The sequence below is a fragment of the Streptomyces sp. NPDC034099 genome (assembly GCF_055575415.1).
The window spans coordinates 264920-277229 of record NZ_JBVISR010000007.1 but is presented as its reverse complement, the minus strand read 5'-3'; the positions used below and the strand labels follow the sequence as shown (position 1 = coordinate 277229).

10 protein-coding genes are annotated in these 12310 nt (G+C 74.2%); 8 read left to right on the top strand and 2 right to left on the bottom strand.

Translation table 11 applies throughout. From position 1 onward, the window contains the following. The first annotated feature begins 138 nt into the window (after positions 1–138). The 4 genes from ACZ56V_RS21930 (at position 139) to ACZ56V_RS21915 (ending at position 5043) form a co-directional block, all read left to right on the top strand. A complete protein-coding gene (locus ACZ56V_RS21930) occupies positions 139–786 on the top strand; it encodes a ScbR family autoregulator-binding transcription factor (RefSeq protein ID WP_104634320.1) in 648 nt (215 codons plus the stop codon). A gap of 17 nt (positions 787–803) precedes the next feature. Continuing rightward, a complete protein-coding gene (locus ACZ56V_RS21925; RefSeq protein WP_468944471.1) occupies positions 804–2021 on the top strand; it encodes a damage-control phosphatase ARMT1 family protein in 1218 nt (405 codons plus the stop codon). 139 nt (positions 2022–2160) lie between these two features. Next, positions 2161–4359 (top strand): germacradienol/geosmin synthase Cyc2, encoded by a 2199-nt coding sequence (gene cyc2 / locus ACZ56V_RS21920; RefSeq protein WP_468944469.1) that lies wholly within the window; start codon positions 2161–2163, stop codon positions 4357–4359. Between the two features lie 75 nt (positions 4360–4434). Further along, positions 4435–5043 carry a PDZ domain-containing protein gene (locus tag ACZ56V_RS21915; RefSeq protein WP_468944467.1) on the top strand — a complete coding sequence of 203 codons (609 nt, stop codon included), beginning with the start codon at positions 4435–4437 and terminating at the stop codon, positions 5041–5043. A gap of 40 nt (positions 5044–5083) precedes the next feature. Here ACZ56V_RS21915 and ACZ56V_RS21910 read toward each other — a convergent pair whose 3' ends face one another. After that, positions 5084–5839, bottom strand: a complete 756-nt coding sequence (locus ACZ56V_RS21910) for a phosphodiesterase (RefSeq protein WP_467380846.1) — start codon at positions 5837–5839, stop codon at positions 5084–5086. A gap of 173 nt (positions 5840–6012) precedes the next feature. Between ACZ56V_RS21910 and ACZ56V_RS21905 the strand changes: the two genes are divergently transcribed. Together ACZ56V_RS21905 and ACZ56V_RS21900 are read left to right on the top strand one after the other, a co-directional pair. After that, positions 6013–7143 (top strand): M24 family metallopeptidase, encoded by a 1131-nt coding sequence (locus ACZ56V_RS21905; RefSeq protein WP_468944464.1) that lies wholly within the window; start codon positions 6013–6015, stop codon positions 7141–7143. 55 nt (positions 7144–7198) lie between these two features. Next, positions 7199–8137: an aminoglycoside phosphotransferase family protein gene (locus tag ACZ56V_RS21900; protein ID WP_468944461.1), complete on the top strand. Its 939-nt coding sequence runs from the start codon at positions 7199–7201 to the stop codon at positions 8135–8137. Between the two features lie 56 nt (positions 8138–8193). On the opposite strand, the gene treZ is transcribed toward ACZ56V_RS21900, so the two are convergent. After that, entirely contained in the window at positions 8194–9939 is a 1746-nt protein-coding gene (gene treZ / locus ACZ56V_RS21895) for a malto-oligosyltrehalose trehalohydrolase (protein ID WP_398913616.1), read from the bottom strand. 246 nt (positions 9940–10185) lie between these two features. Here treZ and ACZ56V_RS21890 point away from each other — a divergent pair, with 246 nt between their 5' ends. Both ACZ56V_RS21890 and ACZ56V_RS21885 read left to right on the top strand, forming a co-directional pair. Then, complete coding sequence (locus tag ACZ56V_RS21890) at positions 10186–10737, top strand: DUF1707 and FHA domain-containing protein (protein WP_356371063.1); 552 nt, start codon at positions 10186–10188, stop codon at positions 10735–10737. A gap of 237 nt (positions 10738–10974) precedes the next feature. After that, on the top strand, positions 10975–12300 hold the full coding sequence (locus ACZ56V_RS21885; protein ID WP_398913613.1) for a M14 family zinc carboxypeptidase: 1326 nt from the start codon (positions 10975–10977) through the stop codon (positions 12298–12300). Positions 12301–12310: the final 10 nt, after the last annotated feature.

Genomic DNA, 12310 nt, shown 5'->3' with positions numbered 1-12310 from the left:
GGTGTGCGCGACGGGGCACGTGCCGTGCGGGGTCCACCGGGGTTGATCTGATGGACAGTTAGTCCGTGAGTTATCGTGTACGAGGGGTTAAGACAGGCGGCACGGTCTGTTGAGTTCCAGCCCGGGAGAGTCCAGCCGATGGCGAGGCAGCTACGCGCCGAGCAGACCCGCGCGACGATCGTCGGTGCGGCGGCCGACCTGTTCGACCGGCACGGCTACGAGTCGACCAGCCTGAGCGAGATCGTCGCCCACGCCGGGGTCACCAAAGGCGCCCTGTACTTCCACTTCGCGGCGAAGGAAGACCTCGCGCACGCCATCATGGAGATACAGTCCCGCACCTCCCGCCGACTGGCGAGCGACCTGGACGGGCGGGGCTACTCCTCGCTGGAGGCGCTGATGCGCCTCACGTTCGGCATGGCCCGGCTCTGCGAGGAGGGGCCGGTGCTGCGGGCCGGGCTGCGGCTCGCCACCGCCGGAGTACCGGTACGGCCGCCGTTGCCGCACCCCTTCACCGAGTGGCGGGAGATCGCCACGTCCCGGCTGCTGAACGCCGTACGGCAGTCCGACGTGCACCCGGACATCGACGTCGACTCCGTCGCCCACACCCTCGTCTGCTCCATCGTCGGCACCCGCGTCGTCAGCGGCACCCTCGAACCGGCCGGGCGCCAGCCCCGTCGTCTCGCCGAGATGTGGTACATCCTGATCCGCGGCATGGTCCCGGTGACCCGGCGCGCCCGCTACCTCACCCTCGCGGCCCGCCTGGAACGGGAGACGGCCACGGCCTGACCGGTACGGTGACGAGCATGCCCGACACCCCGTTCGTGCCCGCCCCCGTCATCGTCGCCGACGAGCCCGGTTCCTTCCCGCACGGCGTGCTGGCCGAGCGGCACCCCGCCATCGTGCGGCAGGTGCGGGACGCCTTCCCCCTCGATCCCGAACGGCGCCACGCGCTCGACGCGCTGCTCGCCGGCTGCGCCGACGGCGTGGTCGAGCCGCTGCCCGCCGACGCCGACCCCACCGGCCGGGACCGGGACCGCTGGGCGCGGTGGGGCATGGACGCCTACGCCGGCCGCTCCTGGTACGACGTGCCCTGGCTGTGGGCCGAGAGCCACTTCTACCGCCGGCTCCTCGACGCCGTCGGCTACTTCGGCCCCGGCGCCTGGCAGGGCGTCGACCCCTTCCGGCCCGCCAAGCGCGCCGAACTCGACGCGCCGGAGACGGACGAGGAACTCGCCGCGCTGGACGGCCTCGACCGCCTGCCCGCCGACGAACGGACCCGGGCCCTGCTGCACGGCTCGCTGTGGGGCAACCGCGCCGACCTCGGCTTCCGCCTCTCCGGCCGGGGCGCCGACACCCGGGGCGAGACGGAGGCCCTCGTCGCCGACGACAGCGACACCCTCTGGTCCCTGCTCCCGGCCCCGGGGACGGGCGCCCCGGACCGGGGACCGGCCACGCTGTGCCTCGTCGCCGACAACGCCGGCCGCGAACTCGTCCCCGACCTGCTCCTCGTCTCGCACCTCCTGGCCGAGGGCCGCGTCGACCGGGTCGTCCTGCACGTCAAGCCGTACCCGTACTACGTCTCCGACGCCACGCCCACCGACGTGCTCGACGCCCTGCGGAGGCTCGTCACGGCGGGCGGCGCCGCGGCGGCCCACGGCGAGCGGCTCTGGGCCGCCCTGGGCGACGGCCGCGTCACCGTCCGCGCCCACCCCTTCTCCTGCGCCCCGCTGCCGTACGCGGACATGCCCGACGACCTGCGCGGGGACTTCGCCGCGGCCACCGTCACCGTCCTCAAGGGCGACCTCAACTACCGACGCCTGGTGGGCGACCGGTGGTGGCCGCCGACCACCTCCTTCGCGGACGCCACCGCGTACTTCCCCGGCCCCGTCGCCGCGCTGCGCACCCTCAAGTCCGACGTCGTCACGGGCCTCGACGCGAAGACCGAGGCCGCGCTGGAGAGGAGCGGCGAGCGGCGCTGGCGGACGAGCGGAACGCACGCGCTGATCCAGGTCAGACGCTGAGGGGGTGCCGAGGGAGTGGTGAGGGAGCGCTGAGGGAGGACCGCGGGAGAAGTTCCCGTATTTCGGGCTGATTCACGCGATGGTGTGATCATGTGCGGCCCGACGGATGCGTCCGGAGGGGCATGGGTAGTGCCCGGCCATGACGCAACAGCCCTTCCAACTCCCGCACTTCTACCTGCCGCATCCCGCGCGGCTCAACCCGCATCTCGACGAGGCCCGCGCCCACTCGACGACTTGGGCGCGCGAGATGGGCATGCTGGAGGGCTCCGGGGTCTGGGAGCAGTCCGACCTCGACGCCCACGACTACGGCCTGCTCTGCGCCTACACCCACCCCGACTGCGACGGGCCGGCGCTCTCCCTCATCACCGACTGGTACGTGTGGGTCTTCTTCTTCGACGACCACTTCCTGGAGAAGTTCAAACGCAGCCAGGACCGCCTCGCCGGCAAGGCCCACCTGGACCGGCTCCCCCTGTTCATGCCGCTCGACGACGCCACCGAGATGCCCGAGCCGGAGAACCCGGTGGAGGCCGGCCTCGCCGACCTGTGGACCCGCACGGTGCCCGCGATGTCGGCCGGCTGGCGCCGCCGCTTCGCCGTCGCCACCGAGCACCTGCTCAACGAGTCCATGTGGGAGCTGTCCAACATCAACGAGGGGCGCGTGGCCAACCCCGTCGAGTACATCGAGATGCGCCGCAAGGTCGGCGGCGCCCCCTGGTCCGCCGGGCTCGTGGAGTACGCGACCGCCGAGGTGCCCGCCGCCGTCGCCGGGACCAGGCCGCTCAGGGTACTCATGGAGACGTTCTCCGACGCCGTGCACCTGCGCAACGACCTCTTCTCCTACCAGCGGGAGGTCGAGGACGAGGGCGAGCTGAGCAACGGGGTGCTGGTCCTGGAGACCTTCTTCGGCTGCACCACCCAGGAGGCCGCCGAGCTGGTCAACGACGTCCTCACCTCACGGCTGCACCAGTTCGAGCACACCGCGTTCACCGAGGTGCCCGCCGTCGCCCTGGAGAACGGCCTGACCCCGCCGGAGGCCGCCGCCGTCGCGGCGTACACGAAGGGCCTCCAGGACTGGCAGTCCGGCGGCCACGAATGGCACATGCGCTCCAGCCGCTACATGAACAAGGGCGAGCGTCCCCTGGCCGGCTGGCAGGCGCTGACCGGGCCCGGCACCTCCGCCGCGGACGTCGGCGCGCTGCTCGCCGCGGCGGTCGCCCAGCGGGCCCGCCCCTACACCAACGTGCCCTTCCAGAAGGTCGGCCCGTCCGTCATCCCCGACATCCGCATGCCCTACCCGCTGGAGCTGAGCCCCGCCCTGGAGGGCGCCCGACGCCATCTGTCCGAGTGGTGCGCGCGGATGGGCATCCTCAGCGAGGGGGTCTGGGACGAGGACAAGCTCGCGAGCTGCGACCTCCCCCTGTGCGCCGCCGGCCTCGACCCGGACGCCACCCAGAACCAGTTGGACCTCGCCTCCGGCTGGCTGGCCTTCGGCACCTACGGCGACGACTACTACCCGCTCGTGTACGGCCACCGCCGGGACCTCGCCGCCGCCCGGCTGACCACCGCCCGACTGTCGGCCTGCATGCCGCTCGACGGCGAGCCCGTCCCGCCGCCCGTCAACGCCATGGAACGGTCCCTGATCGACCTGTGGGTGCGCACGACGGCCGGGATGACACCGGAGGAGCGGCGCCCGCTGAGGACGGCCGTCGACACGATGACCGAGGCCTGGGTGTGGGAGCTGTCCAACCAGATCCAGAACCGCGTCCCCGACCCGGTGGACTACCTGGAGATGCGGCGCGCCACCTTCGGCTCCGACCTCACCCTGGGCCTGTGCCGCGCCGGACACGGCCCGGCGGTGCCGCCCGAGGTCTACCGCAGCGGTCCGGTCCGCTCCCTGGAGAACGCGGCGATCGACTACGCGTGCCTGCTCAACGACGTCTTCTCGTACCAGAAGGAGATCGAATACGAGGGCGAGATCCACAACGCCGTCCTCGTCGTGCAGAACTTCTTCGGCGTCGACTACCCGGCCGCCCTGGGCGTCGTGCAGGATCTGATGAACCAGCGCATGCGCCAGTTCGAGCACGTCGTCGCGCACGAACTCCCCGTCGTCTACGACGACTTCCAGCTGTCGGAGGAGGCGCGGACCATCATGCACGGCTATGTCACCGACCTGCAGAACTGGATGGCCGGAATCCTCAACTGGCACCGGAGCGTCCCGCGCTACAAGGCCGAGTACCTGGCCGGCCGCACCCACGGCTTCCTCCCGGGCCGGATCCCGGCCGCGCCCGTGCCCGCGCCGGTCGCCGTGCCCAGGAGCAGTCCCGCCCTGACGCCCTGACCGACGTTCAGTCTCACTCTTTCGTGGCTCGTCACGCGCCGGTGCGCCGGGTAGACCACCTGCCGGAGGCGATCCATGGAACAGACAGCGTTGCGTCCCAAGCCGATGCCCGGCCGGGACCCGGGGCCCGGCACCGAGCCCGACACCGCCCGGCGTCCGCACCCCGGGCGTCGGCGCCGCCGGCGGCTCACCACCCTGCTGCTCGGTGTGCTCGCCGCGGCGGTCCTGCTCCTGGCGGGCGTGGGACTCGGCACGGTGGGCGCCACGGTGATCGGCATGAGCAAGCTGGCCGAGATGCAGCAGCAGGCCGGGGCGGCGGGAGCGGGAGGGGGCGCCGGGGCCGCGACGGGCACCCGGACCGCCCCGGCGCACCCGTCGGCCGATTCCCCGGCCGGTCCGTCCCTCTCCCCGGTGCCGGCCGGCGCGACCCTCGGTGTGGAGGCCGTGGACGACGGGAAGCCCGGGGCCCGGGTCGTGGGCGTCCACGTGCCGGGGCCCGGGTACGCGGCGGGCCTGGTGCGGGGCGACGTCCTGCTGGCGTTCGGCAGGACCCGCGTCGACTCGGCCGCCGACCTCGCCCACGCCGTGGCCCGCGCCCGCCCCGGCAAGGAGGTCAAGCTCACCGTGCGCCACAGGAGCGGCGGCTACCAGCAGCTGACGGCCGTACCGGGCGTCGTCACATGACGCCCTCGGCACATGACACCGCCGGCACACGACCGTGCCGTCACGCGACCGTACGAAAGTGGCTCGTGAGCCGTCCGGCGTCGTCCAGCACGTGGAAGGCGAGTCCGACCGGCGCATCCCGGTCCGCGGTCTCCTCGCCCTCCCAGGGCAGCCGCAGCGTCCACGTCACCCCGGGGCCGACCACCAGCGGCCGCCCGGCGAACACGGTGGCGGCGGGTGTGTGGGCGTGACCGGTGATCAGCCCGGCGATCCGGGGCCTTCGCTCCAGCAGCGCGGCGAGGCGCTCGGGGTGGCGCAGCCGGTAGGAGTCGGGCAAGGGGTGGTGCAGGGCCGTGGGCGGGTGGTGGAGGGCGAGCAGGACCGGCCGGTCGCCGTCGAGTCCGTCGAGCGACGCCTCGATCCAGCCGTACGTCTCCTCGTCCAGCTCGCCCTCGTCGCTGCCCGGGACGCTGGAGTCGCACATCAGGACCGCGCCGCCGTCGAAGACGTGCAGGGCGTTGACCGGTCCGTCGGCGGCCGGCCGGCCGAGCAGGGCCTTGCGGTAGGGCGCGCGGCTGTCGTGGTTGCCCGGGCAGGTGAGCACGGGGAACGGCGCGGAGCCGTCGCGCAGTCCGAGGACGCGGGCGGCCTCCTCGTACTCCGCCTCCGTGCCGTGGTCCGCGATGTCCCCGGTGACCAGGAGCGCGTCCACCCGCCCCGGCAGCCGCCACAGCCGGTCGCGCACCCGCTCGGCGCGCTCCGTCGCCCGCGGGCTTCCGTCCAGGTGCAGATCGCTGATGTGCGCGAGTACGAGCACGGTGTCGGCCTCCTCCGGACGTCCGGACCGCGGACGCCCCCGTAACTAATGCTTGGAAGGCATCCAATCATTAGTTGCCGGGATTGCTCCATGCCAATCGGCTCGCGTCGCCCCCGTCCGGGGGGCAGGATGCTGCCCGTGGTCCCTTCACCCTCGCGCCCAGGGAGGCCCGGATGACCGGCAGCAGGTCCGCTGCTTCCTTCACCGCCGACGACTACCGGACCCGGATGGAGCGCGCCGTGCGAGCGGCGGCCGACGCCGGGCTGGCCGGGCTGCTGGTGGCCCCGGGCCCCGACCTGGTGTGGCTCACCGGCTACGCGCCCACGGCGGACACCGAACGGCTCACCCTGCTGGTCCTCGCCCCGGGACGTGATCCCGTGCTCGTCGTCCCGGCCCTGGAGGCCCCCGACGCCGCTAAGGCGGCCGGAGCGCCCGCCCTGACGCTGCGGGACTGGACCGACGGCAAGGACCCCTACGCGGCCACCGCCGCCCTCCTCGACGGATCCGGACGCCTCGGCATCAGCGACAACGCCTGGGCCATGCACCTGCTGGCGCTCCAGCGCACCCTGCCCGGCACCTCGTACGCCTCCCTCACCGAGGCGCTGCCCATGCTCCGCGCCGTCAAGGACGCGGCGGAGCTGGAACTGCTGGCGGCGGCGGGAGCGGCCGCGGACGCCGCCTTCGAGGAGATCCGGCAGGTCCGCTTCGGCGGACGCCGGGAGTCCGAGGTCGCCGCCGACCTGGCCGCGTCGCTGCGCCGCTCCGGGCACTCCCAGGTCGACTTCACCATCGTCGCCTCGGGCCCCAACGGCGCCAACCCGCACCACGAGGTCGGCGACCGTGTCATCGAGGTCGGCGACATGGTCGTCCTCGACTTCGGCGGCCTCAAGGACGGCTACGGCTCGGACACCTCCCGCACCGTCCACGTGGGCGAACCCACCGACGAGGAGCGCCGGGTGCACGACCTGGTCCGCGCGGCGCAGGAGGCCGGCTTCCGGGCGGTGCGGCCCGGCGCCGCCTGCCAGGACGTCGACCGGGCCGCCCGCGCGGTCATCGCCGACGCCGGGTACGGCGAGTACTTCATCCACCGCACCGGGCACGGCATCGGCGTCACCACGCACGAACCGCCGTACATGATCGAGGGCGAGGAGCAGCCCCTGGTGCCGGGCATGTGCTTCTCCGTCGAGCCCGGCGTCTATCTGCCCGGCCGGTTCGGGGTACGCATCGAGGACATCGTCACCGTCACCGCGGACGGCGGCCGACGGCTCAACGACACCACCCGGGAGATGGTCGTCGTCGAGTGACCGGTGACGGACGGACCCCGAACGCCCCGGCAGACCCGGAGGACGACGGCGCGACATGACCCAGGCACCGACACCCACCGCGGACACCGTCCGCCGACTGGTCCGCTCCCTGTTGGGCGGCAGCACGGAACCCGACGTCCGGCCGGTGGCCGAGAGCGCCGAACCCGACACGTGGTGGGTCGGCGCCCGGCACGTCCTGCGGCTCGCCCCGGACCGGGAGACCGCGGTGCGCAGACGCCGCGAGCTGCGCCTGCGCGAACTGGTGCGGCCGTACGTCCCGGTCGCGCTGCCGACGAGCGTGGCGCACGGCGAGTGGGCACCCGGCCTCACCTACACGCTGGACGCCAAGGTGGCCGGCGGGTCGGGTGAGGACCACGACGTGTCCGCCCTCGGCGAGGCGGACCTCGCGGCGGTGCTCACCGGCCTGCGCGAGGTGCCGGTCCGGCAGGCCGAGACGCTCGGTGTGCCGCGGGCGGCCCCGCGCGCCCTGGAGACCCTGCGGCAGTCCGCCGAGCGCGCGGCCCGCGTCCTCGCCGCGGCCGACGAGTTCGACGCCGCGCGGCCCGAGCGGCTCACCCGGGAGGCGACGGCCCAGCTCGGCGTCCAGCCCGGCGCCGCGGTCCTCGTCCACCACGGGCTGACCGGCGGGCACCTGGTGGTCAGCGCCGACGGGCGGGTGCGCGGCGTCCTCGGCTGGAGCGACGCGGTCCTCGGCGACCCGGCCGAGGACATCGCCGGGCTCGCCCTCTCCGTGGGCTCACCCGCCGCCGTCCGCGCCGCCACCCTCGCCGGATACGGCGCCCGGCCCTGCCTGCGCGGCCTGTGGCTGGCCCGCTGCGACGCGGTCGTGGACCTCGCGGAGGCACTCGCCGACCGGTCCGGCGCGCCGCCGCCCCTGCCCCTGCTCAGGACCCGGCTGCGACGCGCCTGGGAACCGATCCTCCTGGAACGTGTGACGGAACTGCGCGACGACGACCCGGACGAGCCCGCCTGAGCGGGCGCCGGGCGGCCGCGTGGAGGGTGCGCGCGGGCTCCGCCCGGGAGCCCTCCTCAGTCCTGCGCCAGCACCACGCTCGACTCGGCCGGTACCCGCAGTATTCCGTTCGCGCCCGGACCCTCGACCGGTTCCCAGGCGGCGAGCACGCGCGCGGGGCGGTTGCCCAGGGGGATCGCCGCCGGTTCCGTGCCCAGGTTGACGGCCACCCGGATGTCACCGCGCCGGAAGGCCAGCCAGCGCCCCGTGCCGTCGTACGCCACCCTGGTGTCGGCGAGGTCCGGGTCGGTCAGGTCCGGCTGCTCGGCGCGCAGGGCGATCAGCCGCCGGTACCAGTCCAGTACGCGCGCGTGCGGCTCGCGTTCCGGCTCCGACCAGTCGAGGCAGGAGCGCTCGCGCGTCGCCGGGTCCTGCGGGTCGGGCACGTCCTCCTCCCGCCAGCCGTGCGCGGCGAACTCCCGCCGCCTGCCGAGCCGTACGGCCTGAGCGAGCTGCGGGTCGGTGTGGTCGGTGAAGAACTGCCACGGCGTGCCGGCCGCCCACTCCTCGCCCATGAACAGCATCGGCGTGAACGGCGCGGTCAGCGTCAGGGTCGCCGCGCAGGCGGCGAGCCCGGGGGAGACCAGGGACGCCAGGCGGTCTCCCTGGGCGCGGTTGCCGACCTGGTCGTGGGTCTGGCTGTAGCCGGTCAGCCGGTGCGCGGCGACCCGGCCGCGGTCCAGCGCACGGCCGTGCGAGCGGCCCCGGAAGCTGGAGTAGGTGCCGTCGTGGAAGTACCCCCGGGTCAGCGTCTTGGCGAGCGCCGCCAGCGGATCGCGCGCGAAGTCGGCGTAGTAGCCCTGCGACTCCCCGGTCAGCGCGGCGTGCAGCGCGTGGTGGAAGTCGTCGTTCCACTGCGCGTGCACGCCGAGACCGCCCTCCGCGCGCGGGGTGATGATCCGGGGGTCGTTCAGGTCGGACTCGGCGATCAGGAAGAGCGGCCGGTCCAGATCGGCCGCGAGGTCGTCCACGGCGGCCGACAACTGCTCCAGGAAGTGGCACGCGCGCGTGTCGGCCAGGGCGTGCACCGCGTCCAGGCGCAGCCCGTCGAGCCGGTAGTCCCGCAGCCACGCCAGCGCGCTGTCCACCAGATAGGCCCGCACCTCGTCCGAGCCGGGCGCGTCCAGGTTCACGGCGATGCCCCAGGGCGTGTGGTGGGTGTCGGTGAAGTACGGACCGAAGGCGGGCAGGTAGTTGCCGGACGGGCCCAGGTGGTTGTGCACCACGTCCAGGACCACGCCGAGGCCGAGCGCGTGCGCCCGGTCGACGAACCGTCGCAGCGCCTCGGGCCCGCCGTAGGGCTCGTGCACCGCCCACAGCGAGACCCCCTCGTACCCCCAGCCGTGCCGCCCGGGAAAGGGGCACAGCGGCATCAACTCGACGTGGGTGACGCCCAGTCGCACCAGGTGTTCGAGGCGTGCGGCGGCGGCGTCGAGGGTGCCCTCGGGCGTGTACGTCCCCACGTGCAGCTCGTACAGGACCCCGCCGGGCAGCGGACGCCCCGCCCACGGGGCACGCCACGCGTACCGGCCGTGGTCGACGACCGCGCTCAGCCCGTCGGGACCGTCCGGCTGGCGGCGTGAGCGCGGGTCCGGCAGCACCGGCCCGTCGTCCACCGCGAAGCCGTAGCGCGAACCGTCCCGCGCCTGAGCCTCACCGCACCACCACCCCTGCCGCTCCGGATCGCGCTCCAGCGCGCGCGTGGCGCCGTCGCACTGCAACGTCACTCGGCCGGCCTGCGGTGCCCACACCTCGAACTGCACGGACGGTTCCCCTTCGTCTGCTCACCGTGATGCGACCCGTCCATGGTCCTCCACCTCGGATCATTCCGCTGGGGATTGGCCCGCTCGCGCCGGGTGTCGCGCCGCGCGCGAGGTTCCGCGGGCCGGTGAGCGCGCCGGCGGGCGCCGCCCGCCCAGGCATCGCGGCGCTGCCGTGTCCCCGCTGTACGCCCTGGCCGACGAACCGTCTGCTGGACACCCCGGCGCCGCTGACCCACAATCAGCTGCGTGACGTCGTCCTTCGAGTTCCCCGTGTACCCCGCGCGGTTGTCCGACGCGGAGCGCGACAAGGCGCTGAACGTCCTCCGGGACGGCGTCGCCATGGGGCGCCTGTCGCACGACACGTTCATCCGCAGGATGGAGCTGGCGCTCGTCGCCCGCCGTCTGGAGGAGCTGGCCGCGCTCACCGCCGACCTGCCCACCGAGAGCCGGCTGTCGCGTCTGGTTTTCGGCACCGTCGAGGCGGTGTCCGGATTTGGCGTACGGCTCGGCCGGGCGTGGCGGGCCGAGCGGCTGCCCAAGCTGCTGCTGCCCCACCCCGGCGCCGGTCATCCGCTGCGCATAGGCCGCGACCCCGCCAGCGGGCTGCGGCTGAGCCACGAGACGGTGTCCCGGGTGCACGCGGAACTCAGCCTCCAGGGCGGCATGTGGGTGCTGCGTGACCTGGGCTCCACCAACGGCACCACGGTCAACGGGCGGCGGGTGATCGGCGCGGCCGTCGTCCGCGAGGGCGACCAGATCGGCTTCGGCGGGATGGCCTTCCGGCTGGCGGCGAACTGACGCGAGCGGCCTCCTTCCGGGGCACGGGGCCCGGGTGGTCCGACGCGGACCGGATGGATTCATGGCCCGCGCCTCACGCGGAGTCGCGGTCGTTTCCGTGGCGCAAACCCTTTGCTTTTCGTGGTGTTGACGTACCCCACAAGTCGTGACTGACTGTGTGTACACCGCGCACACCAGGTGAACCGACGGCCCGCTTCGTGGAGGTGTGCCCTGCCGCCCCTCCTGCGCTACCCGACCGTGGACGAGCTGGAGGCCCGGGCCGCCGCACTCGTAGCCCGGCATCCCCGGCACGCCAGGCTGCGCCGCGTCGGCACCTCCCGCGCGGGCAGCCCGCTGCTGCTGCTCTCCGTCGGCCACGGCGACCGCCAGGTCCTCGTCGTCGCCGGACCGCACGCGAACGAGCCCGTGGGCGGCGCCACCGCCCTGCGGCTGGCCGAGCGGGCCCTCGCCGACCCCCGGCTCACCGAGGGCGCCGACGCCACCTGGAACCTGCTGCTGTGCGTCGACCCCGACGGCCTGCGCCGCAACGAGGGCTGGCTCACCGGCCCCTACACCCTGGGCCGCTACGCCCGGAACTTCTTCCGGCCCGGCTTCCTGGAGCAGCCCGAGTGGCTGCCCGACGGCCCGGACCGCGCCACGCTGCCCGAGACCCGCACCCTGCTCGCGCTCCAAGAGGAACTGCGGCCCTTCCTGCAGTGCTCCCTGCACGGCGTGGACGTCGGCGGCGGCTTCGTCGAGCTGACCCACGACCTGCCGGGCCTCGCCCAGCGCATCGCCCACACCGCGGCCCGGCTCGGCATACCCCGCGAACTCGGCGCCTACGACACCCTGTACTGGCCCGACCTCGGACCCGCCGTCTACCGCATCCCGCCGCCCCGCCGCGGCGACCTCACCGCCGCCATCACCGAGGCGGCCGTCGACTCGACGTGGTGCCACCCGCGGCGCCACGGCACCGTCACCGCGGTCGTCGAGGCGCCCATGTGGGCCGTGGCGGCCGTGGCGGACGCCTCACCCCCGGCCGACCGCGACGGGGTGCTGCGCACCGTGAGCCGCGCCCTGCGCCACGACACCCGGCGCCTGCACCGGGTCCTCGCCCGGCTCAGGCCCCATCTCGCCGACGTGCCGGAGGCGGCGCACCTGCTCGCACCGATCGACGACTACCTCCTGGTCTGCCCCCGGCTCGCCGACGCGTGGGACCCGGACACCGACGACGGGACGGGCCGCTCCCTGCCGCCGATGAACACCTCCCACCTGGTCGCGCTGCGACTGGCCGGACGGCGCCTGTCGCTGCGGACCGCGGGACTGCTGCACCAGCTGGTCACCCGCACCGGGGGCGATCCGGCGGGCGTCCTGGCCGAGGTGGACCGGCTCGTCGACGAGGGCTGCGCCGACTACCGCGACGGCTGCGCGGCGCACTGGATACCGGTGGGGCGGCAGGTGGAGTACCAGACCCGGGTGGTACTCGCCGCGTTCGAACTGGCCGGGCGGCGGGTCGGCGCCGGCTCCCGCTCGGGTGAGCCCGGCCTGGGTTCCGAGGCCGCGGTGCCGATGCACCACGACTGACGCGCCCACC